This window comes from Mesorhizobium sp. P160927 (genome assembly GCF_057766385.1).
This window is the reverse complement of the sequence record NZ_JBYMDW010000001.1, coordinates 3,530,014-3,553,952: the sequence shown is the minus strand read 5'-3', so window position 1 is coordinate 3,553,952 and position 23,939 is coordinate 3,530,014. Positions and strand designations below refer to the sequence as shown.

Here is a 23,939-nt window from a genome sequence, read left to right as displayed (position 1 = left end):
TTTAACGCCCGTTGGCGCCCTTTAGGCGCGCCTTGACCACCAGCGGCTGGATATAGGGTTCGAGCGATTTGAGCGTGCGTGCCAGTGCGCCGCGCATCTCATCGACAGTCGCGATCCCCGCCGCCATCATCTCGTGGCGCGCCACTTCGTTGGTCAGGAGGAAATTGACGGCGCCGGCCAGCATGTCGCGGTCGCGCACCAGCTTGGCGCCGCCGCTGTCGAGCAGGCGCTGATAGGCTTCGCGAAAATTCTGCACGTTGCGCCCGGCGAGAACGGCGGTGTCGAGCATGGCCGGCTCAAGCGGATTCTGGCCGCCTTCGGAGGTCAGCGAGCGGCCGACGAAAGCGATTTCGGTCAACCGGAGATACAAGCCCATTTCGCCGATCGTATCGCCAAGCAGGACATCGGTATCGCCTCCGATACGGTCGCCCTTGCTGCGCCGGGCGACTTTAAGGCCCATGCCGGAAATCTGCAGGGCAAGGGCTTCGGCCCGATCGGGATGGCGCGGAACGACGATCGTCAAAAGCCCGTGGTGACGCCTGTGCAGCGTCGCGTGAACTTCCGCGGCGACCACTTCCTCGCCATCATGGGTCGAGATCGCCGCCCAGGTCGGGCGATCGCCGATCTGCCGCTGCAATGTGCCAAGCGCTCGCAAGTCGACCGGCGGCGGGTTGGTGTCGACCTTGAGATTGCCCGACACAGTGACCGGCCGGGCGCCGAGCGCCCGAAAACGCTCGCCATCGACGTCGGACTGGGCAACTACATGGGCCAGATTCTCGAACAGGGCCTCGGCGATGTTGGCCCGCTTCTTCCAAGACGTGAAGGAGCGATCGGAGAGCCGGCCATTGACCAGCACCTGCGGCACGTGGCGGGCACCGAGTTCGAGGATGGTCATCGGCCATATCTCGGATTCGGCGATGATCGCCAGATCGGGTTTCCAGTGATCGAGGAAGCGGCTGACCGCCGGCTTCAGATCGAGTGGCACATATTGGTGGATGATGCGATCGCCGAGCCGCTCGTCGACGACCTGGGCCGAGGTGACCGTACCGGTCGTCAGCACGATGTTGACGCCATAGTCGAGGATGCTTTCGACAAGCGGCACGACGGCCAAGGTCTCGCCGACGCTCGCGGCGTGGATCCAGATCACCGGGCCCTCGGGGCGCGGCCGGCCGGCGACGCCGTAGCGCTCGCGGCGGCGATTGCGGTCTTCCTTGCCGCGCGAGGTGCGCCAGGCGACGTAAGGCCCGACCAGCGGATAGGCGGCAGCGCCGGCAAAGCGGTATGCCGACAACATCGTGCGGGCCCAGCGGCCGCTCATCGCGGACCGTCCACGAGGCGGTAGGCCTCGGCGGTCGCGGCATTGAGGGCCGTGGTGATTTCCTGGCGCTTGCGCTCCATTTCGGCGTCATCGGCATCCGCCGCCACGAAGATCGGCGCACCGATGGTCACGGCGGAGCGGCCGAAGGGCAGGTTGATGGTGGTCTTGTCCCAGCTCTTTTCCAGCACCTTGCGGCGGCTGGTGGCGATGGCGACGGGCAGCAGCGGCCGGCCGGAGAGGCGAGCCAGGAGAACGATACCGAGCCCTGCATCGCGCGGGGTACCATGGGGAATGTCTGCGATCATGGCGACGTTCTTGCCTGATGTGAGCGACTTTTTGAGGGCGATGAGCGCCTTGGCCCCGCCCTTGTCGAGATGCCTGGCATTGTCGCGCCCACCCGAACCGCGCACCGCCTCGATGCCGAATTTCTCCAGCATCAGGGCGTTGAGCTCGGCATCGGCGCTGCGCGACACCATGGCAACCAGCGGCTTGCGCTTGGGATAATAGGCCGGCGTCAAAAGGTGCTGGCCATGCCATAGAGCAATGATCCCCGGCTCGAACTCGGCATAGGCGCCGCCCGAAAAGCGCGCCGATCCGGCGACCAGGGGGCTGGTCAGGCGAACCAGCCGCACGAACTGCGCGAGCAGGCTGGCAATGGCGTTCTTGACGAATCGCGACTGCGCGAGCGGTTCGCGAATCCTGCGCCAGAAGGCCTTGGTCGTGCGGCTGCGGCCCCTGCCCGTGGGCGCGGCCTCGCCGGCTGGCTCTTTCGCCAGATCATGCTCCATCGAAGTCAACCGGCGGCCTTGCTATCGGGATCCAGCAAACGGTGCAGATGAACGACGAAATAACGCATATGGGCATTGTCCACACTGGCCTGCGCCTTGGCTTTCCACGCCGTGTGCGCGGATTGATAATCCGGATAGACGCCGACGATGTCGAGCGCATCGAGATCGCGGAACTCGGTGCCGCCAAGCTTCTTCAGTTCGCCGCCGAACACCAGATGCAAAAGCTGTTTCTTTCCGTCTTCCGCGGCCATGTCGATCCTTCACATATCGTGAGTTTGTGACAGGTCTAGACCAAAGCCGCCGACTTTGAAACCTTCGAAAACGCTTTCAGCCATCCAGCCCGGCAATGACGTCGACCAGCACCGCCAGCAGATCGCCGCTGCCGGCCGCGAGCGCGCCGTGGCGGGTCACCTCGCCGGCATAGAGCGGCGCGTGGCCGTGCGGGTCGAGCAGTTGGCCACCTGCCTCGCGCAGGATGAGGTCGGCGGCGGCAATGTCCCAGTCATGCGCGTTCGGCTTGACGAAGGTGCCGTCGAGCGTGCCGTTGGCGATCATCGCCAGGCGGTAGGCAAGCGAAGGGCTGTAGGGCGCCCGTTGCAGCCGCTCCTGCCAGCCGGCCGGCATCAGGTCGATCAACTGCTTCAGGCCGGAAATCTCGGGCTTGTCGCCTGGCTTGCGCACCGCAATGCGCTTGCCGTTGCGGAATGCGCCCTGGCCTGGCAGCGCGGAATAGGTCTCGTCCATCGCCGGGCATTCGAGCACGCCGGCAAGCGTGCGGCCATTCTCGACGACGGCGACGCTGACGCACCAGGCGCGCTGGCCTTCAAGGAAGCCGCGCGTGCCGTCGATCGGGTCGACAACGAAGGTGCGGCGCGCCGAAAGCCGCGCCGGGTCGTCGGCCGTCTCTTCCGACAGCCAGCCATAATCCGGCCGTGCCGCAAGCAACGTCTGGCGCAGATACGCATCGGCGGCATGATCGGCTTCGCTGACCGGCGAGGTGCCGCCCTTCATCCAGACCTGCGGATTGTTGCCGAAGTAGCGCATCGCGATAAGACCCGCCTCGCGGGCGGCGTCGCGCAGCAGCGGCAGGTCCAGATCGGCACCGGCGGTGGTCAGCTCATGCTCCGGCAAGGGTCATGCCTTCGATCAGGAGCGTCGGGGCGGCGGTGCCGAAATTGCGATCAAGGTCATTCGCGGGCACCATGTTGAGGAACATCGTCTTCAGGTTCGAGGCGATGGTGACTTCGGCGACCGGATAGGCAAGCGCTCCGTTTTCGATCCAGAAGCCGGAGGCGCCGCGGCTGTATTCGCCGGTGAGCATGTCGACGCCCTGGCCAAACACTTCGGTGACGTAGAAGCCGCTCTTGAGCGAGCCGATCAGGTCTTCCGGCGACCGTTCGCCTGGCTCGATGGCAAGATTGGTGGAAGACGGCGAGACGGAAGAGCCGCCGCGCGCGCCGCGCCCGTTGGTGACGAGGCCGAGCTCCCGGGCCGCCGATGTCGATAGGAACCAGTGATTCAGGACGCCCTTTTCGATCATCAGGAGCTTCTCGCCCTCGACGCCTTCGCCATCGAATGGGCGCGAGGCCTGGCCACGGCGCCGCAGCGGCTCGTCGGTGACGGTGATGGCGGAAGCCGCCACCTGCTTGCCCATCATGTCGCGCAGGAACGAGGTTTTTCGCGCGACGGAAGCGCCGTTGATGGCTCCGGCGATATGGCCGGCAATGCCGCGCGCGACGCGTGGGTCGAACACCACGTCGACCGATCCGGTCGCCGCCTTGCGCGCGCCAAGGCGACGCACGGCCCGTTTGCCGGCCTGACGGCCGATATCCTCGGCCGCGTCGAGATCGGCAAAATGCTGGCGCGAGGAGAATTCATAGTCGCGTTCCATGCCCGTGCCCTCGCCGGCAATCACGCTGGCCGAGCGCGAAAAGCGCGAGGCGACATACTGGCCGAGAAAACCGTGCGAGGTGGCCAGAACCAGCCCGCCCAGGCCGGCGCTGGCATTGCTGCCGGCCGAATTGGTTACGCCCTTGACGGCGAGAGCCGCCGCCTCGGCCGCGAGGGCCGCCTCCTTCAATTGGTCTGCCGACACTTCGGTTGCATCGAACAGGTCCAGATCGCGCGTCTGTCTGGCGAGCAGCGCGGGGTCGGCAAGACCCTGGTAGGGATCCTCGGGAGACACTTTGGCCATGGCGACGGCGCGCTCGGCAAGGGCCTTCGGATCGGACGCGGCGGTGGCCGATACACTGGCCACACGCTGGCCGACGAAGACCCGCAGCGAAACGTCGTCGCCCTCGGACGCCTCTGTGTTTTCGACCTTGCCAAGCCGCACCGAAACACCGGTCGAGCGGCCACGCACCGCGACGGCGTCCGCGGCATCGGCGCCAGCGCGTTTGGCGGCCTCGACCAGGGCCGCGACGCGGTCCGTCAATTTCGCGGCGTCGAGCTTGTCGGTCATGCACTTGATCCTATTTCTTCAGCCTGTCCGGAAGGCAGGTGCTGCCGCACCATCTATTGTTCCACTGCCGCTTGTGCAATGGCAGAAGGCCAATCAGGATGTCGCGACCAAATCGCCATCGAAGCGCCCGCAAAGAGCGGACGTCGCAGTTTTTGCCTATCTGGAGCCTCGCCATGACGCCTTTCCATCTTGCTTTTCCAGTCCGTGATCTCGATCAAACCCGAACTTTCTATGGCGACGTACTGGGCTGTGCGATCGGCCGCTCGTCGGCGACCTGGGTCGATTTCGACCTGTACGGCCACCAGATGTCGGCACATTTGCGGCCGCAGGCCGCGCAAGCTGCAAGCGACGGCAAGGTCGACGGCATTTTGGTGCCGATCCCGCATTTCGGCGCTGTGCTCTTGATGGACGACTGGCAGCGCCTGGCGACGCGGCTGGAAGCGCGCGACGACATAGACTGGCTGGAGCGGCCGATGGTCCGCTTCAAGGGCGAGCCCGGCGAACAAGCGACATTGTTTATCCGCGATCCCTCTGGCAATGCCTTGGAATTCAAGGGTTTTCGCTCTCTTGAGCAGGTTTTCGCGCATTGAGATCAGAGGGGCGGCAGCACATTCAAGATGCGGCGACCGGAGTCCAGATCACGTCCTCGATCTTCCGCGCGCCGGTCGCCAGCATCACCAGCCGATCGAAGCCGAGCGCGATGCCGCTGGCCTGCGGCATGATGGCCAACGCGGCGAGGAAGTCCTCGTCCAGCGGGTAGCGCTCACCATATACGCGCTCTTTCTCGTCCATCTCGACGACGAAGCGCCGGCGCTGCTCGGCCGCGTCGGTCAGTTCGCCAAAGCCGTTGGCGAGCTCGACGCCGCAGCAGTAGAGCTCGAAGCGTTCGGCGACGCGCGGATCCCTCGGGCTCGGCCGCGCCAGCGCCGCCTCGACGACCGGGTATTCGCAAAGAATGGTCGCGCGGCCGAGGCCGAGATTGGGCTCGATCTTTTCCACCATCACGCGGCTGAACAAATCCGCCCAGCTGTCGTCAGGCGCGGTGCGCAGGCCGGCCTGGATCAGAGCGGCATGCAGCGCGTCCCGGTCCGTGCCGCCGTCAGGCGCGACCGTTGCCAGCAGACGGATCCCGGCGTGCCGGCTGAAGGCGTCCGCCACGGTCAGCCGCTCCGGTTCGGAAAACGGATCGCACTCGCGGCCCCTGAAAGAGAAGTGCGTGGCCCCTGCCCGTGTCGCGGCCATCGCCAGCAGATCGGCGCAGTCGCGCATCAGGCTCTCATACGTCTCGCCCACCCGATACCATTCGAGCATGGTGAATTCGGGATGATGCAAGGGACCGCGCTCACGGTTGCGGTAAACCGAACCCAGACTGAAAATGCGCCGCTCGCCGGCAGCGAGCAGTTTCTTGCAGGCGAATTCGGGGGAGGTGTGGAGATAAAGCGGCGAGGGGGCGCCATCCGGCCCGACCGCTTCGGTAGCGAAGGCCGCCAGATGAGCCTCGTTGCCGGGCGAGACCTGCAGCGCCGCGGTCTCAACCTCGATGAAGTCGTGGCGGGCGAACCAGTCGCGAAAGGCAGCCGTCAGCCCATTGCGCAGCATCAGGCGCGGACGGCGGTCGGCATGGACATGCGGCGTCCACCAGGGCGACGCGGCGGTCATCAGCGCGCTTCGGTTCGCCGAGGGGGCTGGCGGTTCGCGCCAAGATGCGCTAGGCCCCCATCCAGCGCCGCACAAGCCGGCAAACGCCAGTCAACTCTCGCAGGATTTAAAACCGTGGTGAAAGTCATCGCCAGTTCGCTCCGCAAAGGCAATGTCGTCGACAAGGACGGCAAGCTTTATGTGATCCTCTTTGCCGAAAACATCCACCCAGGCAAGGGCACGCCGGTGACGCAGCTCGACATGCGCCGCATCGGCGACGGGGTGAAGGTATCCGAGCGCTATCGCACCACCGAACAGGTGGAGCGCGCCTATGTCGAGGAGCGCGAGCACACCTTCCTTTACGCCGACGGCGAAGGCTATCACTTCATGAACCCGGAAACCTACGACCAGGTGGCGGTGTCGGAAGCCGTGGTCGGCGACGCGGCGCCCTATCTGAAGGAGGGCATGCCGGTGCAGGTGTCACAGTTCAACGGCATCGCGATCGCCCTGGTGCTGCCGCAGCGCGCCACCTTCGAAGTGGTCGAGACCGAGCCGACGACCAAGGGTCAGACGGCATCGTCGTCCTACAAGCCGGCCGTGCTTTCCAATGGCGTGCGCACCACCGTGCCTCCGCACATCGCGCCCGGCACCCGCGTCGTGGTGATGACGGCGGATGGCGCTTATGTGGAGCGGGCGAAGGACTGAGCGAAGCGGGCATTGTTGCCATCTCGGCATTGATGCCCCGCCGACACGGCACAAAGTAAGCTCGCAGTCTCGCTGACCGCGATCACGACTTGGCTGGTGTTTTTGTCCTTTTTGCTTCGACCTTGGCGGAACGCCGTTCAATTGCGACCTCCACCTCCCGCTTCAACCGATCCTTGATTTCAACTGTCTCGCTCATCAGGGCCTCGATCTTCAGGAAATCGAGGACGCGGTATTTCGACACCGCCGGGCGGACCAGTATGTCGGGCTGGCACTGTTTCAACTTGTTTGCGATGATCGACTGCATCATCAGCTGCGTGGCGCCGAACATCAGGTCGACGGAGGTCGGCTGCTTGCGGTCGGCCTCTTCCGGCGCGCCGACCACGTCGACGCCGATGATGATATCGGCATCCTTCTCGATCAGGTCGAAGGGCACGGGGTTATAGATGCCGCCGTCGATCAGCAGCCTGCCATCGCGCGTCACCGGACGGAAGACGGCAGGAATGGCGGTTGAGGCCGCAAGTGCGGAATGCAGGTCGCCGTCGTCGAACACAGCGAGCTTGTGGCCGAAATAGTCGGTTGCCGTGACCTTCAGCGGGATTTTTAGTTCGGCGAAGCTTTCGGGAATGGCCTCCGGCAGAAACGCCTTCAGTATGCGCTCGACATTGAACTGGCTGACGCGGATGCCATTTTGCATGGCCTCCGCGATCGTGCCAGGCCGCGCCCGCCACATGCGGCTCGCGACCTCGGCGCGGCGGCCGAGGATCGAGCGGGCATAGTCGTGGATATCCTTGCCGGTCATGCCCGAGGCCATGCCGGCGCCCATGATGGCGCCGATCGACGAGCCGGCTATCGCCACCGGCTTGATGCCGAGCTCGTCCAGCGCCTCGATGACATGGATATGCGCCAGACCGCGCGCGCCGCCACCGCCGAACGCTATGCCGAAAGTGGGGCTCATCCCTTGCCGGCTCCCGCCAGCGGCGGCCCGACCACCATGATGGTTGGCTCGGTCGTCAGCAGCTTCTTCGCCGCCGCCTTGACCTGATCGATCGTCACCGCGTTGATATAGCCGGCCCGGCGCTGCATGTAGTCGATGCCGAGATCGTCGATCTGCAGCTCGACAAGCGTGGCGGCGATGGAACTCGAGGAATCCAGATTGCTGATCGCATAGGCGCCGATGAGATATTTCTTGGTCGCCGCCAGTTCGGCCTCTGTCGGGCCATCCTCGGCCAGGCGCTTGGCGACGTCGCGCACGATGGCGAGCGTCTCGGCCGCACGGTCCGAGCGCGTCCCAGTGGTGACGATCAGCGCATTGGCATGGTCCTGGTTGACCAGCGAGGAATTGACGCTGTAGGCGAGCCCGCGCTTTTCGCGCACCTCCTGGAACAGGCGCGAGGTGAAAGTTCCACCGCCGAGGATCTCGTTCATCAGCACCGCCGGGAAGAAATCCGTCGCCTTGCGCTTCACGCCCGGCCAGGCGAGCTGCAGCGATGTCTGCGGCAGGTCGTAATTGACCTCGATATGCTGCGCCAGCTTGGGCTCGACATCGGCTACAGGAGCGAGCGTCTGGTCCCGCGGCAAGTCGCCGAACACCATGTCGAGTTTCTTCTTCAGGGTCTCGGGGTCGATGGCCCCGACCACGGCGACATGCAAGCCGCCGCGCGCGAACACCGCTTTGTGCAGAGTCTCGAGATCGGCCTGCGTGACGGCGGCGATGCTCTGCCTGGTGCCCTGGTCGGAACGCGAATAAGGGTGGTCGCCATAGACGGCGCGCGCCCACCGGTTCTGCGCCACCGTGTCGGGGTCATTCTCGTTGGCGATGATGCCGGACAGGACCTGCGCGCGGATGCGGTCGATCGGCGCCTGGTCGAAGCGCGGCTCATTGACCGCCAAACGCAACAGGTCGAAGGCTTCGTCGCGCTGTTCCGCCAGCATGCGCATGGAACCGTAGATGCCATCGCGGGTCTCGTCGAAGCTCATTTCGGCGCCGGCGTCGTCAAGCTTGATCTGGAAGGCTTCCGAGTCGAGCGGGCCGGCACCCTCGTCGAACAGGCCGGTCATCAGATTTGCAAGACCCTCCTTCCCCACCGGATCCTGCGTCGAGCCGCCGCCGAAGACGAAGCGGACGGCGACCACCGGTACCGAATAGTCCTCGACCAACCAGGCCGTGACGCCTTTCGGAGAGGTAACGGACTGGATCTCCATCGCGCGGGCGGCAAGCGCCGGCAGAACAAGGAAGAGGACGGAGAGGAAGAAGGTTGCAAGGGCGTGGAGGGCCTTCCCTTCTCGCGCGAGGGGAGAAGGGGGAGCCTGGCGGGGAGACGTCAACGCGCCGCTAAACTGGTTCGTCATTATCAATTCCCCGCCTGTTGCTGCGGCAAGAGATAGCCGGTCGTCGAGCGGGCCAATAACAGATAGCGCGCGGCAACGGCCTTGACCTCGTCAGTGGTGACCTTGCGGATGCGGTCCGGCCATTGCTGCACGTCTTGGACGTTGCCGCCGGTGGCGAGCGTCGAGCCATAGATGTTGGCCATGGAATCCTGCTTGTCGCGAGCAAAGATCATCGACCTGACATAGCGGTCCTTGGCTTTCTCGAGCTCATCCGGGGTGACGCCGTCGCTGGCGATGCGCGCCACTTCCGCATCGACCGCGGCTTCGACGTCGGCCAGCTTGGCGTCACCGCGCGGCGCGCCGTAGACAGTGAAATTGGTGTCGTCGAGCATGGTGCCCTGAAAGTACGCACCGGCGCCGGAAGCTATGCCCTGCTTGACGACAAGCGCCTGGTAAAGCCGGCTGCGGTTGCCGCCGCCGAGGATCTCGGCCAGCAGATCGAGCGCTTCGGCCTCGCCGGGCTTCGCAGTGTGATAGGAGGGCACGACCCATTGTGTCGAGAAACTCGGCACGCTGACGCGAGCGTCGGAGAGCGTGACCGTGCGCCTGGTATTCTGCTCCGGCTCGACCGGGCGGACGCGCGGCGGCAGGTCCGGCCCGCGGGCCACCTTGCCATAGGTCTTTTCGGCCAGCGCCTTCACCGTGTCCGGTTCGACATCGCCGGTCACGATCAGCACGACGTTGTTGGGCCGATAGTATTTGTTGTAGAACGCGACCGCGTCAGTGCGGTTCAGTTGCTCCATCTCCTGCATCCAGCCGATGACCGGGATGCGATAGGGCTGGTTCTGCCATAGCGTGGCATCGACCTCTTCGTCGAGCACGGCCTGCGGATTGTTGTCGATGCGCGAGCGGCGCTCCTCCAGGATAACATCGCGCTCGGTCTTGATGACGTCATCGGTGAGGATGAGGTTGCGCATGCGGTCGGCTTCGAAGCTCATCATCAGTTCGAGCGCCGACGGCGCCACCGTCTCATGGAAAGCGGTGTAGTCGTAGGATGTGAAGGCGTTGTTGGAGCCGCCAATGTCGGAGACGGCGCGGTCGAACTCGCCGGCCGCGTGGTGGGCCGTGGCCTTGAACATCAGATGCTCGAAGAAATGGGCGATGCCGGATTTGCCCGGCGGCTCGTCGGCGCTGCCGATCTTGTACCAGACCATGTGGGTGACGATCGGCGCGCGGTGATCGGGAATGACGACCACTTCCATGCCGTTGTCGAGCAGGAAGTCCGTGACCTTGAACTCGGCCGGCACGGTGCTCGGCAATACGGGGCCGTCCGCCAGGACGGGGTCGGTCATGAACAAAGCCAGCGACGTCGCCAGCAACGTGGCCCGCAGCCATTTAGTCCTGGATGTCATCGATGGCTCCGGTTTCATGCAGCGACGATAGGCAAGGCGCTGGCGACAAGCAAAGTGAATTGTTGGTCATGTTGCCGGCAAAGGCGGCGGCAAAGAGGCCACTGCTGAAAGCAGGCCTGTCAGGCAGCCTCGATGAAGCGGATCACGGTCTCGCCGTAGTTGCGCTCATCAAGGACGGAAAAGCCCGGGCCCGGCTCGAAGGGAACCACCGCCGTCTCCTCGACCACACAGAGTGCGCCTGGCCGCAGCCAGCCGCCGGCCTGGGCCGACCGCAGGGCTTGCTCGCCAAGGCCCCTGCCATAGGGCGGATCGGCAAAGACCAGGCCGAACGGCGCCAGCGTGCCCGCCTCGCCAAGCCCGGTTGCATCACGGCGGAAGATCTTGGTGCGTCCGGTCAGGCCGAAGGCTTCGACATTGTCGCGGATCAGACCACGGCCCTCGGCCGATTCCTCGATAAAGACGCCATAGGATGCCCCGCGCGACAGGGCTTCCAGGCCAAGCGCACCGGTGCCGGCGAACAGGTCGAGCACGCGCGCGCCGTCCAGTTGCCCGGCAAAGCGATGCGCCAGAACGTTGAAGACGGCCTCGCGGGTGCGGTCGGTCGTCGGGCGGATGGCGCTGTCACGGGGCGTCGCCAGCGGCCGCCCGCGAAACTCACCGCCGACGATTCTCATCTTGTCCGGGGGCCCTTGGGGCCGCCGCGCGGCCGCTCGCCGCCACCGGCGCCTCCTGGACGCTCGCCACGCGGCTTGCCGAATGGCTTTGCGCCACCTGGTTTGCCGGCGGGCTTGCCATAAGATGGCTTGAACGACGCCTTGCGTGCCTTGTTCTCGGCCGCCTTGGCCGCATCGGCCTCCGCCCTGCCCTTGCCGATCGGCCGGGCTCCCGGCGCCATCCAGACATTGGCCTTGCGCTGGCCGGGCGGCTCGATCGGCCGTTGCTCGCGTTCGGATTTCTTGCCGCCGCCACGAGGCTTGTCACCGAATCCGCCGCGCGGCTTGTCGCCAAAACTTCCACGCGGCTTATCGCCAAAGCCGCCGCGCTCCGGTCGCGGGCCGCGATCGCCGAAGCTCTTTTCTGGTCTCTCGCCCCTGTCGGGGCTCGTCGACAGTTTGCCGAGCGCCTCGTCGCGGCTGCCTTCCCGGCGTTTGCGGTTCTTGATCAGTCCGCCCTCGCCGATCGGCCGGCGCTCGCCGTCTCGCGTAAACTTCGGCCGTTCGGGCTCGACCTCACGCACTTCGGTACGCCGCACCGGCTGGTTGGAAAACGGTTTTGTTATCTCAGCGTCGAAATTGGCGCCGGATTCCTCGACTAGGCGCTCGCCAAGCTGGTCGCGCAGCACCCGGCCCTTGATCTCCAGAACATGGCCCTCGGCGAGATCCTCGAGCTGGAACGGACCGTAGGAGATGCGGATCAGCCGCGTGACGTCCAGGCCGAGCGCGCCGAGGATGTTCTTGACCTCACGGTTCTTGCCCTCGCGCAGACCGATCGTCAGCCAGGCGTTGGAGCCCTGCTCGCGATCCAAGCTGGCTTCGATGGCGCCGTAGAAAACGCCGTCGACGGCAATTCCTTCGCGCAGGCCGGCGAGCGCGCTTTCCTCGACCTTGCCATGAACGCGCACGCGGTAGCGGCGCAGCCAGCCAGTGGCCGGCAGCTCGAGTACGCGCGACAGGCCGCCATCATTAGTCAGCAGCAGCAGGCCTTCGGTGTTGATATCGAGGCGGCCGATGGTCATCAGCCGCGGCAGTTCGGCCGGCAGTACGTCGAAGACGGTCTTGCGGCCTTCCGGATCGCGGTTGGTGGTGACCACGCCGGCCGGCTTGTGGAACAGGAACAGGCGTGTGCGTTCGATCGGCGGGATTTCCATGCCGTCGAGATGGATGATGTCATTGGGCATGACGTTGAACGCCGGCGAGGCCAGCACCTTGCCATTGACCTTGACGCGGCCGGCGGCGATCAACTCCTCGGCGTCGCGGCGCGAGGCGAGTCCGGCACGCGCCAGGCGCTTGGCGATGCGCTCGCCGGCTTCTTCCGTTGCTTCGGCAGGCCGAGGGCGCGGCTTGAAGCCGCCGCCAGACGCGCCTTGCGGCCGATCTCCGAAATCACGCTTGGGTCTGTCGCCGCCAAAGTCACGCTTTGGACTGTCAGCGAAATCCCGCTTCGGACGATCTCCGAAATCACGCTTGGGACGGTCGAAGCGCTTTTCACCGCCCTCCGCCGAAGTAGAAACCGGACGGTCGCCGCGCGGCGCGTAGGGCTTGCGTGGTCCCTCGCGCTTTTCATAGGACTTGCGCTCGCCTTCGGCCGCCATCGGGCGGTCGCCGCGCGGCGCGTAGGGCTTGCGTGGTCCCTCGCGCTTTTCATAAGGCTTGCGCTCGCCTTCGGCCGCCATCGGGCGGTCGCCGCGCGGCGCATTTGGCTTGCGCGGGCCTTCGCGCTTTTCATAAGGCTTGCCTTCGGGGCGGGGTCCCTTGCTGAACGGCCTGTCGCCGCCCTTGAAGTCCCGCTTCGGCCGGTCGCCGTCGGCGGCCATCGGCCGATCGCCACGTGGCGCATAAGGTTTTTTCGCAGCAAAGGAGGACTTCCCGCCCTTGCCGGCATCGCGGCCACGTGCACCTGCCGATTTCGGGCCACTCCTGCCCGGGCCGGCTTTGCGCGGAGATTTCTTGTCGTTGTCGTCCATGTGGCCTTTGTCCGTTTGCGCTGCTACAGCGTGGCGCATCCGTTCGGCGCGCAACGAACGCTGTAGCACTTTTGATTTGGCGCATGATCATTTCCGAAAATCGAGTCCGATTTTTCGGGTTGATGCGCTCCATAACAGGATCACCGCCGGGTGGCGAGGACATAATGGGAAGACAAACCCCTTGAAGAGGCCGGATTTCATGGCCTTGGCGCTAAAAGAGGCCGAAGCGGCAGCCTTGCGTGGCGAAGTGCCGGTCGGCGCGGTCATCGCCAATGGCGGCGCGGTTATTGCCAGTGCCGGTAACCGCACGCGCGAGCTTGCGGACCCGACAGCCCATGCCGAGATGCTGGTGATCCGTGAAGCCTGCGGCAAACTCTCGAGCGAGCGGCTCACCAGCCATGATCTCTATGTCACGCTGGAGCCCTGCGCCATGTGCGCCGGGGCAATCTCCTTCGCCAGGCTGCGCCGTCTCTATTTTGGTGCGGCCGACGAAAAGGGCGGCGCCGTCGTCAACGGCGTGCGCTTCTTCGCCTCTCCGACCTGCCACCACACGCCCGACATCTATCCGGGCATGGCCGAGACCGAAGCGGGCCTGCTGCTGAAGGATTTTTTCAGGGGACGTCGAGATTGAGCCAAGGACGCTGCAAGATCAGCGGCGCCACTGTTCCTACAGCGACGGCAACCAGTCGAACCAGCCGCCCTTCTTGCCCTCGGCCTTGGCCTTGAGGCGGCGTTCCTTCTTGTACTCGTCTTCGCCGAGTTCGTTCTGCGGTGCGGCACCGGAGGCGGTGCGGTAGGCCAAGGGCGGTTCGCTGAGATACTTGCGCGTGTTCGGGTCGCCCTGTTTGCTGTCGGCAAGGCGGCGCTGGATCTCGGCGGCGCGGCCCTTGTCGGAATCGGCGGGTTTCCACGCCGGCGGGTGGCTGGATCCTGAATCCTCCATCGCCCTTTTCACCGATGCCGGATCCGTCTGCACGTCATCGACGATCTCCGACTGGTAGGCCGGATCATTCTGGTGCGCGGTGGCGTCGGCGCGCAGGCGCGCGCGACGCTGCTCGGGCGATTCGGGCCAACCGGCGTTTGCCGTCTGGATGCTTTCCTGCGGGGCAGGCAGCGCTCCCTTCTGGCCAGGTGCCGGCTTCACCAGGGTGGGACGGGGCTTGTAGTCGATCGGGTCCTTGCGCTTCGGCGCGAAGGAAACGGCGCCTGTAAGATCGCCGGCCAACTGTTCGGCGGCCGTCTTGTCGGTGCCATAGGTCGGAGAGCCCATGCAGCCGGACAAAGCAAGGCCCGATGCGACAAGCGGCGCCAGCAGCGCAAGGCGCGCGTTATATCTTTCGGTCATGCCAAAAAGTCCCACTCTAGACAACCTCTCGATCGCACCGGCCTTGTGTCCGGTCCCCATCGTGCAAGCACTTGCGACGGAAATCCGGCGACAATTTGTCTTCCGGAGTTTCGCGTGTTTACCTCAACCACTCGTTAAGGGCAACGCACCGGCGGGTTTGCACCCGCGCGGCGTGGCGTTTGTGCACTTCTTTGGGCGACAGGCACTAGAGCCTTCCCAGCGCTTTCAGTTCGTGCAGCACCGCGGCATCCCGTGCCGAAACATCCGGGAACTCGGGATCCTGCCCGACATCGGCGGTGTAGCGCCACGAACGCGCGCATTTGACCAGGCCGCGATCCTCCGCTTTCTCGACGACCACGGCAACACCCTTGACATCGTCGAGGGCGAAGGCGGTTCGCGGCGCCTGGCCATGGGCAATGACGAGATCGCTGGTGATCGCCATTTCAGCCATGTCGACGTCCGATATCGCCGCCTCGAGCGTCGCGTCGTTGATCGTGACCACGGGGACGGCCTCCAGCGACGAGCCGATCACCTTCCGGGCACGCGCAATCTCGAGGGCGCCGGTGACGACGCGGCGCACCTGCCTGACGTTGCGCCATTTCTCCGCCAGCGCCTCGTTCCTCCAATTCGCCGGGATTTGCGGGAACTGGTCGAGATGCACCGACATCGCATCGGGATGACGCTCGAGCCACGCCTCCTCTGTGGTGAAGGGCAGCATCGGCGCCAGCCATTTCACCAGGCAGTCGAAGAGATGGCGCACCACCTGGACCGAGGCCTTGCGCTTCACGCTCGACGGGCCGTCGCAGTAGAGCGCGTCCTTGCGGATATCGAAATAGAAGGCCGACAGCTCGACCACCATGAAATCGAGCAGTGCGCGCGTGATGCGCTTGAACTCGAAGGCGTCGTAGCCCTGGCGCACCACCTCGTCGAGTTCGGCCAGCCGGTGCAGCATCAGCCGCTCAAGCTCCGGCATCGTCTCCAGTGGAACGACCTCACCATCGTCATGGGCGAGCGTGCCCAGCATCCAGCGTATGGTGTTGCGCAGCTTGCGATAGGCGTCGATGTTGGTCTGCAGCACGTTCTTGCCGAGCCGCTGGTCTTCCCAATAGTCGGTCGTCACCACCCAGAGCCGCAGGATATCGGCGCCGGACTGCTTGATCACATCTTGCGGCACGACCGTGTTGCCGAGTGATTTCGACATCTTGCGCCCATCCTCGTCCATGGTGAAGCCATGGGTGACGACGGTGTCGTAAGGCGCCCTGCCCCTGGTGCCGCAACTTTCGAGCAGCGAGGAGTGGAACCACCCGCGATGCTGGTCGGACCCTTCGAGATAGACGTCGGCCGGCCACTTCAGGTCGGGCCGGTCTTCCAGGGTGAAGACATGTGTCGAGCCCGAATCGAACCAGACGTCGAGAATGTCCATCACCTGCTTCCATTTGGAGGCATCGTGATTGCCGAGGAAGCGCTCCTTGGCGCCGGGCGCGAACCAGGCGTCGGCGCCTTCCGCCTCGAAGGCGTCCATGATGCGTCGGTTGACGGCCTCGTCCTTCAGCACATTGCCATCCTCGTCGGCGAAGACGGCGATCGGCACGCCCCAGGCGCGCTGGCGCGACAGCACCCAGTCCGGGCGCTCCTCGATCATGGCGCGGATGCGGTTCTGGCCGGCGGCCGGGACAAAGCGCGTCTCGTCGATCGCCTTCAGCGCGCGGCCGCGCAGCGTGCTGCCGTCGCCGAGGTCCTTGTCCATGTAGACGAACCATTGCGGCGTGTTGCGGAAGATGACCGGCTTCTTCGAACGCCATGAGTGCGGGTAGCTGTGCTTCAGCCGGCCGCGCGCGAACAGCGCATTGCGCTTGATCAACTCGTCGATGACTGCTTGGTTGGCGTTGCCCTTCTTGCCATTGTCGTCGATGACGCGCGCGGGTCCGCCTTCGCGGTCCGGGCCGAAGCCCGGCGCATCCTTGGTAAAGAAGCCGGCATCGTCGACGGTGAACGGGATTTCGGTGTCGATGCCACGTTGGCGCAGCGCGGGCGCGGCGTCCATCCAGGCATCAAAATCCTCCCGGCCATGACCGGGAGCGGTGTGCACGAAGCCTGTGCCGGCATCGTCGGTGACGTGGTCGCCGGCAATCATCGCAACCGGGAATTCATAGCCACCACCGAGGCCCTTGAAGGGATGCGAAAGCACAAGATTTCCAAGCTGTTCGGCGCTGATGCCGTGAAGACGCTTCAAGGTGACCTTGGCCTTGGTCTGGCTTTCCTCGGCCAGCGCATCGGCAAAGATCAGCTTCTCGCCTGGCTGCGGGCCAAACGCATTCTCGGCCGCCTCCACCTCGTAGAGGCCATAGGACACACGCGGCGAATAGCTGACGGCGCGGTTGCCCGGGATGGTCCAGGGCGTCGTCGTCCAGATGACGACATGAGCATCCAGCAGGTCAAGCGACCGACCACTCAGGTCCGGATCGAGCTCCGCCGGCTGCCCGTCCACGACACTGGCGACGACGAGATTGGCCACCGGAAACTTTGCCCAGATCGTGTCGGACTCGTAGTCCTGGTACTCGATCTCGGCCTCGGCGAGCGCAGTCCGCTCGACGACGCTCCACATCACCGGCTTCGAACCACGGTAGAGCTGGCCGGACATGGCGAATTTCAACAATTCGCCGGCGATGCGCGACTCGGCGTGGAAGGCCATGGTCGTATAAGGGTTCTTGAAGTCGCCGACGACGCCGAGACGCTGGAACTCTCCACCCTGCACCGAGATCCAGTGCGCGGCGAATTCACGGCATTCCTGGCGGAATTCGTTGACCGGCACCTCGTCCTTGTTCTTGCCCTTGGCGCGGTATTGTTCCTCGATCTTCCATTCGATCGGCAGGCCGTGACAGTCCCAGCCGGGCACATAGTTCGAGTCATAGCCGCGCATCTGGAATGAGCGGGTGATGACGTCCTTGAGGATCTTGTTCAGCGCGTGGCCGATATGGATGTTGCCGTTGGCGTAGGGCGGACCGTCATGCAGCACGTATTTTGTGCGGCCCGCCGCGCTCTCGCGCAGCTTCCGGTAGAGGTCCATGTCCTGCCAGCGCTTGACCAGCACCGGCTCCTTCTCGGGCAAGCCGGCGCGCATCGGAAACTCCGTCCGCGGCAGATAAAGGGTCTTCGAATAGTCGATGGTCGATTGGGTTTCGTCGGTCATTGGTCTGCCATGTGCATGCCGGGCCACGTGGCTTGCGGCGTGAAATTCTATTTTAAACGCATGCCGTTCCCAAAAACGGGGCCCACTCGGGGGCGACATGCTTTGATGATCTGGAAAAGCGCGAGAGGCCGCGCGCAATATTCCCGGCGGCTCCTACAGCCTTCAGGCTGCTGGGAACACCGGGCTGGTAATTCGTATCGTCGGCGCGTCAAGGCGCAAAAAGCTCGTCATTGCTGGGCTTTTAGCGGAGAAGAGCGCAGGAATAAAGCGTCTCGTTCGATTCGCTTACATGTTGAAGTCGAAGCGGTAGGTGGTCGACACGCCGACCATGAACTGGTTGCGGTCACCACGCTCCCTGACCAGGCTGGAATCGGCGGCCGGACCCTTGAGGCGCGAATATTCGCCAAACAGGCTGGCGGTCACTGGCTCGGTCACCTTCCAGGTCACCGCGCCACCGAGGCCAACGGATTTCAGGCCGCCGCCGGGATTGTACTGGCTCAGGCCCGAGGCCACGGCTTCCTGCGCGTTGACACCGTAATAGGCATCGAAATAGTTCGCCGAGGCAAACGACACGCGCGGGCCACCCGAGATCCTGACGGTTGGCGTCACATCGTAGAAAGCATCGGCGGCGATGTCGGCGACAAAGCCGTTATGGGCTCGGATGCCATGCCGCAATTCGGCACGCGCGCGCATCCAGTCCGTCGGATAAATTTCGAAGAAGCCGCCGACCTCGCCGCCCCAGCGGACCGGGTCGAGCCCCCTGAGTTCGTCGGCATCGCCGTCGTCGCGCGAGAACAGGAACTTGCCGGTCAGACCGGCGCGGACACCGCCATCGTCGACGAGCGCCAGCGAGATATTGTCGTTGCGCGAGGTGAAGCGAGCAGCAGGGCCGGCCTTGCCTAGCGAAATGATAGGCTGAGCGCTCAGCATATATTTCTTGCCGCCCTCGAAATTGGGCGCCACCAAGCCGGTCGCGCCGACCGTCAGATACCAGTCGCCGGACAACCAGCCGAAAGCGCCATCACCGGCTTCGGCCGCGCCTGACATAGCGAGCACGACAGTGGCTAGGGCTACAGAAATCTTCCCGACCTGACTCATGGTCACTCCACTAACACGATACAACTGTCCTGCGGCGACAGCTTTGACGAGGCTTTGGTAAAATTTGATTTAAGAGCGAGACATCCGGCGCGTGTTGCATGCGCCATCGCGCCCGCCATCGGCTGGACGCGGGTCGGCGCCGAGGGTAACCTCCTGCATGCTGGCGGTCCTCCATGGAGGTGGCGACATGACCTTGCACGGCGATACTCTGAAGAACGCGATCGGCCAGACGCGCGACAAATGGGGCTGGTTCGTCGGTCTAGGCGTGGTGCTGCTGATCCTCGGCGGCATTGCCTTCGGCAATCTGTTCATAGCCACGGTGGCTTCCGTCTACGTTGTCGGATGGCTGATGCTGGTGGCCGGCATAATCGAGATCATGCATGCCTTCGGGGTCAAGACCTGGGGACGCTTCTTCTACTGGCTGCTCAGCGGACTGCTTTATGCCGTCGCAGGGTTCTTCGCTTTCGACAATCCGCTGCTCGCCTCGGCGGTGCTGACCTTCCTGCTGGCCATCGCGCTCGTCGCTTCCGGCGCGCTGCGGGCCTGGGTCGGCTACAGCCACCGTCCGGAGCGCGGCTGGGGCTGGATTGTCGCGGCAGGCGTCATCAGCGTGCTCGCGGGCCTGATCATCGCCATGGGCTGGCCGGTCAACAGCCTGTGGGTGCTCGGACTGTTCCTGGCGATCGACCTGATCTTCCAGGGCTGGACTTTCATAGCCGTCGGTCTTGCGTTGAGGAAATAGGAACTCGTTTCCCCTTTCAGGATCATGCTTCAGAACGCCACCGCGGCGTCCAGGCCGGAGAGCGGCTTGACGCCGCCAAGCAGCGCGCGGGCCTCGGCTTCATCGCGCTTCATCTGCACGACCAGTGCGTCGAGCCCGTCGAACTTGATCTCGCTGCGCAGGAAGCCGAAGAACGACACCTCGCAAATCTCGCCATAGAGATCGCCGGAAAAATCGAAGACGAAGGTTTCCAGGAGCGGCGCGCCATTGTCGTCGACGGTCGGCCGGCGGCCAAAGCTGGCGACGCCGTCGTGCAGCGTACCGTCCGCGCGACGGAAGCGGACGGCGTAGATTCCTTCCTTGAGCGTGGCTTCCGCCGGAAGCCTCATATTGGCTGTGGGAAAGCCAAGCGTTCGCCCGAGCTGCTGGCCGCCGACAACCTCGCTTTCCACCGTGAAGCGATAGCCGAGCAGACCGGCGGCCTCGGCCACCTCGCCCTTGCAAAGCAAGGCACGGATGCGGCTCGACGAAACCACCTCGGCGCCTTCGTCGCGAAAGGCGTCGACGAGGGTAACACCGAAGCCGTGGCGCTCGCCGGCGGCCATCAGATAAGCCGGCCCGCCCTGGCGGTCCTTGCCGAAATGGAAATCGAAACCGGTCACGGCGTGGGTGATGCCCAGCGCCCTCTCCAGCACATCGGTGACGAAGGCTTCCGCCGACAGCGAGGCGAAGTCGCGCGTGAAGGGCTGCTCGACGAGCGCGGCAAAGCCCAGCAGCGACAGGAGGCGCGCCTTCATCGGCGGCTGCGTCAGCACGAAAAGCGGCAGATCAGGCCTGAAAACCGTTCGCGGGTGCGGTTCGAAGGTCAGCACCAGGGCCGGTACGCCACGCCGCACGGCCTCCGCCAATGCCCGTTCGAGCACGGCTTGATGGCCGCGGTGGACGCCATCGAAATTGCCGATCGCGACCACGCCCCCTCGCAGATCTGCGGGTAGCGGCGCGGTTGTCGTAAGATGCTGGAACGCGACCATTGCCACCTACTGCAGTCTTGCGATCACTGCCACCGGACGAAAGCCGTGCCGCTCCAGGAAGAGCCCGAGCTTTGCCGGATCCGGCCGGGATGGATCGCCATAGTCGCGGGCATGAATGCCGCCAGAGACATAGAGGACGTCGAAACCATTGTCGGCAGCGCCCTTGACGTCGGTCATCATGCCGTCGCCGATTGCCAGTATTCGCGAACGCTCAACCGACCGGCCAAGGATCTCGGCCACCTCCTTCATCGCGACCTCGTAAATCGGCGCGTAGGGTTTTCCGGCGATCAGCGTGCGACCGCCGAGCTGCGCGTAGTCGCGCGCGAGCGCGCCGGCGCACCAGATGATCCGTTCGCCGCGTTCCACCATGATATCGGGATTGGCGCAGATGAACGGCAGGTTCCTGGCGCGCAACCGGCGCAGCAGTTCCGTATAGTCGTCGGGTTTCTCGACCTCGTCGTCGAACAGCCCGGTGCACACGACGCCGGCAGCCTCGAACTCCTCGACGAGTTCGACATCGAGGCCGTCATACAGGGTCAGATCGCGGTCGGCGCCGATGTGGAAGACCTTGCGCGGGCCCTCCGCGATCAGATCACGGGTCACGTCGCCCGAGGTCACCACACGGTCATAGGCTGATGGTGGGACGCCGATCACGCTCATCTGCGCCACGACATCGGCGCTGCGGCGCGGCGAATTGGTGATCAGAACGACAGGAGTGCCGTCCGCCCTTGCCGCCGCCAGCGCAGCCGCGGCAGCCGGAAAATGCCATTCGCCATTGTGCACCACGCCCCAGACATCGCAGAGAATTGCCGAATAGGCTTTCGAGACGTCTTCGAGCGAGCCCACGATTTGAGGCGAATCCGCCATGCCGTTTCCTTCAGTATGATCGTTGCGGTTACAGCGGCCGACGGTTCTCCGCGGCCGGTTCGAATTATCCGAACCGGCCCATGCTGTCACCAGCTTTCGCCTTGATCGGCGCGAATTGCGGCGCAAGCCGCGGCCTTGATTGGTTAGCGGTTGGTGAAGCGCCGACCAAGCAATAGAGCGGTTTCCCAAACCCGTCCTTCAGCGTTTCGTGGAAAGCTGGCGCCGGCCGAGAATCCGTCGGCGGGGGCCGCTGCAAGCATGTTTGAAATCTGGCGTCAGTTCCGCCGCGACAGGCGCGGCAACTATGCTCTCATGACGGCTGTGGCGATGGTGCCGCTGATGGGCGGCCTGGCGATCGCGGTCGATTTCACGGAAATGAACCGTGAAAAGCAGATGGTGATGAACGCGCTCGACGCCGCCAACTTCGCCACGGCCCGCCGGCTGACGGAAGGCGCCACCGACGACCAGTTGAGAGCCTACGCGCTCGACTTTTTCAACGCCAATTTGAACGACATCGATCCCGCCAGCGCGACGCTCAACGTCACCTTGCCGAGCAACACCAGCGGCGGCGGCCTGCTGACCATGACCGCCCAACTCAATTACAAACCGTATTTCTACCCCGCCTTCGCCCAGTTCGTCGGCAAATCGGCGACCGATGCCAACCAGAGGCTCAGCGTCAACGTTACCTCGCAAGTACGGCTGAAGAACACGCTGGAGGTTGCCCTGGTGCTCGACAATTCCGGATCGATGGTCATGCCCGGCACCGGCTCAGGACAGATGCGCATCGATCTGCTCAAGACAGCGGCCAAGCAACTGGTCGACACGCTTGCCCAGCAGGCCGCGATGATCAAGCAGGTCGACAGGCCGGTGCAATTCGGCCTCGTGCCCTTTGCCGCCTCCGTCAATGTCGGCCCCGGCAACGGCAACGCCTCGTGGATGGACACCGAGGGTCTATCGCCGGTATCGAACGAGAATTTCGACTGGTCGACGCTGAACACGGCCAACAAATACGCCCAGCAGACCAACGGCATCTGGTACAAGCGCGGCACCGGCTGGGGAACCGAGGAAGGCCAGATGCTGACCCGGTTTTCGCTCTACCGCGACATGAAGGTCGTCACCAACCACGAGCGTGTCGTCAATAGCAAGCGCGTGGTCTGCGACGAATACAATTCGAACAACACCTGCAAAAGCAGCCACAACGAATACGACTATGTCGATTCCTACGGACCGTTCGCCAGCTGGCAGGGCTGCGTCGAGGCGCGGCCCTACCCTTACAATATCAACGACGCCACGCCGTCCGGTGGCTCGGCCAATACCGGCATCGCCGTCGGCGATCCGGCAACGATGTTCGTGCCGATGTTCGCCCCCGACGAACCCGGCAATCACTGGAAGCTCACCCAGGACCCCGACGAGGCCGCACCGGTAACTTATGGAGCCATCAACAGCTGGTGGAACGACGATCCATCGAGCAGCAGCGGCCAATCTCGGCTGCGCAACATCGCCAAATATTTCCAACCGCGGCCGATCGATGCGCCGGCGCTGCCCGCCGGCAACGGGCCGAATTACAGCTGCACCACCAACCCGATCACGCCGCTGACCGACGTCAGCGTCGCCGACGGGCTCACCTCGATCAAGGCGGCGATCGACCTGATGCAGCCGAATGGCGGCACCAATGTTCCCGAGGGTATGGCCTGGGGCTGGCGGGTGGTCTCGAGCGGAGAGCCGTTCACGCAAGGGCGCCCGGAAACCGAAAGAGGCAACGACAAGGTGGTGATCGTGCTGACCGACGGCGCCAACACCTATTATACGCCATCCTCGCTGGGCTACTCCGACCCCGCCAATTCGAAATCGACCTACGCGTCCTTCGGCTACCTCAACCCCGGATACAACGGCACCCCAATCGGACGCCTGTTCATGGGCACATCGAGCGCCATCGGTCAGTTCGACTATTCGAACGGCAACTACACCAATGCCCTCAACGAGCAGATGGCCACGCTCTGCAACAACGCCAAGGCAGCCAACATCATGGTGATGACGGTGGCGCTCGACCTGTCGACGACCAAGACCAGCGACAAGCTGGCGATCGATGCGCTTAAATCCTGCTCGTCGAATTCGCGCTTCCGCAAGGATGCGACGGATCCGAGCAAACCGGCGAAGCTGTTCTGGAATGCGACCGGCGCCAGCCTCGCAAACGATTTCAAGGAAATCGGCAACGAGCTGTCCAACCTGCGCGTGGTCGGCTAACCCGAGTTCCTTCCCCTGGCGCAACGCCCGACGCCGTCAAGCCCTTGCGGGCGCCTGCCGTGACAGGCACAGATTGGCCGCTCGCATGGTCTCTCATCATCGCGGCAGGC

21 protein-coding genes are annotated in these 23,939 nt (G+C 64.4%); 5 read left to right on the top strand and 16 right to left on the bottom strand.

Features of this window, described 5'->3' with window-relative positions:
• Position 1: 1 nt before the first annotated feature.
• From waaA to AC3CB8_RS17200, 5 genes are all read right to left on the bottom strand, one after another.
• Positions 2-1,318 carry a lipid IV(A) 3-deoxy-D-manno-octulosonic acid transferase gene (gene waaA / locus AC3CB8_RS17220; RefSeq protein WP_023774531.1) on the bottom strand — a complete coding sequence of 439 codons (1,317 nt, stop codon included), beginning with the start codon at positions 1,316-1,318 and terminating at the stop codon, positions 2-4.
• The gene (locus tag AC3CB8_RS17215) at positions 1,315-2,106 is read right to left on the bottom strand and encodes a lysophospholipid acyltransferase family protein (protein WP_023774532.1); all 792 of its coding nucleotides are present in this window, start codon (positions 2,104-2,106) and stop codon (positions 1,315-1,317) included. Before AC3CB8_RS17215 ends, waaA begins: the two co-directional genes overlap by 4 nt.
• Before the next feature lie 5 nt (positions 2,107-2,111).
• Positions 2,112-2,357, bottom strand: coding sequence for a DUF4170 domain-containing protein (locus AC3CB8_RS17210; RefSeq protein WP_015318348.1), 246 nt, complete (start codon positions 2,355-2,357; stop codon positions 2,112-2,114).
• Positions 2,358-2,433: 76 nt separating this feature from the next.
• Positions 2,434-3,237: a 3'(2'),5'-bisphosphate nucleotidase CysQ gene (locus AC3CB8_RS17205; protein ID WP_023774533.1), complete on the bottom strand. Its 804-nt coding sequence runs from the start codon at positions 3,235-3,237 to the stop codon at positions 2,434-2,436.
• Complete coding sequence (locus tag AC3CB8_RS17200) at positions 3,224-4,567, bottom strand: TldD/PmbA family protein (RefSeq protein WP_352563050.1); 1,344 nt, start codon at positions 4,565-4,567, stop codon at positions 3,224-3,226. The genes AC3CB8_RS17205 and AC3CB8_RS17200 overlap by 14 nt, the downstream gene beginning before the upstream one ends.
• A 173-nt stretch (positions 4,568-4,740) precedes the next feature.
• Between AC3CB8_RS17200 and AC3CB8_RS17195 the strand changes: the two genes are divergently transcribed.
• Positions 4,741-5,157, top strand: a complete 417-nt coding sequence (locus AC3CB8_RS17195; protein WP_023782986.1) for a VOC family protein — start codon at positions 4,741-4,743, stop codon at positions 5,155-5,157.
• Between the two features lie 22 nt (positions 5,158-5,179).
• Here the strand turns inward: AC3CB8_RS17195 and epmA are convergent, their stop codons facing one another.
• Positions 5,180-6,226 (bottom strand): EF-P lysine aminoacylase EpmA, encoded by a 1,047-nt coding sequence (gene epmA / locus AC3CB8_RS17190; protein ID WP_352563049.1) that lies wholly within the window; start codon positions 6,224-6,226, stop codon positions 5,180-5,182.
• A 114-nt stretch (positions 6,227-6,340) separates the two neighbouring features.
• On the opposite strand from epmA, the gene efp reads away from it, so the two are divergent.
• Positions 6,341-6,910, top strand: a complete 570-nt coding sequence (efp, locus tag AC3CB8_RS17185) for an elongation factor P (protein WP_023782984.1) — start codon at positions 6,341-6,343, stop codon at positions 6,908-6,910.
• Between the two features lie 82 nt (positions 6,911-6,992).
• Here efp and AC3CB8_RS17180 read toward each other — a convergent pair whose 3' ends face one another.
• The 5 genes from AC3CB8_RS17180 to AC3CB8_RS17160 all read right to left on the bottom strand — a co-directional run bounded on the left by AC3CB8_RS17180 (position 6,993) and on the right by AC3CB8_RS17160 (position 13,333).
• On the bottom strand, positions 6,993-7,865 hold the full coding sequence (locus AC3CB8_RS17180; protein ID WP_352563048.1) for a patatin-like phospholipase family protein: 873 nt from the start codon (positions 7,863-7,865) through the stop codon (positions 6,993-6,995).
• Positions 7,862-9,259 (bottom strand): M16 family metallopeptidase, encoded by a 1,398-nt coding sequence (locus AC3CB8_RS17175; RefSeq protein ID WP_023782982.1) that lies wholly within the window; start codon positions 9,257-9,259, stop codon positions 7,862-7,864. Before AC3CB8_RS17175 ends, AC3CB8_RS17180 begins: the two co-directional genes overlap by 4 nt.
• 2 nt (positions 9,260-9,261) lie before the next feature.
• Positions 9,262-10,650 (bottom strand): M16 family metallopeptidase, encoded by a 1,389-nt coding sequence (locus AC3CB8_RS17170; protein WP_023782981.1) that lies wholly within the window; start codon positions 10,648-10,650, stop codon positions 9,262-9,264.
• A 119-nt stretch (positions 10,651-10,769) separates the two neighbouring features.
• Positions 10,770-11,324 (bottom strand): 16S rRNA (guanine(966)-N(2))-methyltransferase RsmD, encoded by a 555-nt coding sequence (rsmD, locus tag AC3CB8_RS17165; protein ID WP_352563047.1) that lies wholly within the window; start codon positions 11,322-11,324, stop codon positions 10,770-10,772.
• Positions 11,321-13,333 (bottom strand): pseudouridine synthase, encoded by a 2,013-nt coding sequence (locus AC3CB8_RS17160; RefSeq protein ID WP_352563046.1) that lies wholly within the window; start codon positions 13,331-13,333, stop codon positions 11,321-11,323. The genes rsmD and AC3CB8_RS17160 overlap by 4 nt, the downstream gene beginning before the upstream one ends.
• Before the next feature lie 181 nt (positions 13,334-13,514).
• Here AC3CB8_RS17160 and AC3CB8_RS17155 point away from each other — a divergent pair, with 181 nt between their 5' ends.
• Entirely contained in the window at positions 13,515-13,964 is a 450-nt protein-coding gene (locus AC3CB8_RS17155; protein WP_023795549.1) for a nucleoside deaminase, read from the top strand.
• 36 nt (positions 13,965-14,000) lie between these two features.
• Here the strand turns inward: AC3CB8_RS17155 and AC3CB8_RS17150 are convergent, their stop codons facing one another.
• From AC3CB8_RS17150 to AC3CB8_RS17140, 3 genes are all read right to left on the bottom strand, one after another.
• Positions 14,001-14,678 (bottom strand): metal ABC transporter substrate-binding protein, encoded by a 678-nt coding sequence (locus AC3CB8_RS17150; protein ID WP_352563045.1) that lies wholly within the window; start codon positions 14,676-14,678, stop codon positions 14,001-14,003.
• 205 nt (positions 14,679-14,883) lie between these two features.
• A complete protein-coding gene (ileS, locus tag AC3CB8_RS17145) occupies positions 14,884-17,868 on the bottom strand; it encodes an isoleucine--tRNA ligase (RefSeq protein WP_352563044.1) in 2,985 nt (994 codons plus the stop codon).
• Between the two features lie 285 nt (positions 17,869-18,153).
• Complete coding sequence (locus tag AC3CB8_RS17140) at positions 18,154-18,966, bottom strand: MipA/OmpV family protein (protein ID WP_031248393.1); 813 nt, start codon at positions 18,964-18,966, stop codon at positions 18,154-18,156.
• 187 nt (positions 18,967-19,153) lie between these two features.
• On the opposite strand from AC3CB8_RS17140, the gene AC3CB8_RS17135 reads away from it, so the two are divergent.
• A complete protein-coding gene (locus tag AC3CB8_RS17135) occupies positions 19,154-19,708 on the top strand; it encodes an HdeD family acid-resistance protein (RefSeq protein ID WP_023795547.1) in 555 nt (184 codons plus the stop codon).
• Positions 19,709-19,737: 29 nt separating this feature from the next.
• Here the strand turns inward: AC3CB8_RS17135 and AC3CB8_RS17130 are convergent, their stop codons facing one another.
• A complete protein-coding gene (locus AC3CB8_RS17130; RefSeq protein ID WP_352563180.1) occupies positions 19,738-20,718 on the bottom strand; it encodes a bifunctional riboflavin kinase/FAD synthetase in 981 nt (326 codons plus the stop codon).
• 6 nt (positions 20,719-20,724) lie between these two features.
• On the bottom strand, positions 20,725-21,585 hold the full coding sequence (locus AC3CB8_RS17125) for a TIGR01459 family HAD-type hydrolase (protein ID WP_352563043.1): 861 nt from the start codon (positions 21,583-21,585) through the stop codon (positions 20,725-20,727).
• 258 nt (positions 21,586-21,843) lie between these two features.
• On the opposite strand from AC3CB8_RS17125, the gene AC3CB8_RS17120 reads away from it, so the two are divergent.
• The gene (locus AC3CB8_RS17120; protein ID WP_352563042.1) at positions 21,844-23,829 is read left to right on the top strand and encodes a pilus assembly protein TadG-related protein; all 1,986 of its coding nucleotides are present in this window, start codon (positions 21,844-21,846) and stop codon (positions 23,827-23,829) included.
• The last annotated feature ends 110 nt before the right edge of the window (positions 23,830-23,939 follow it).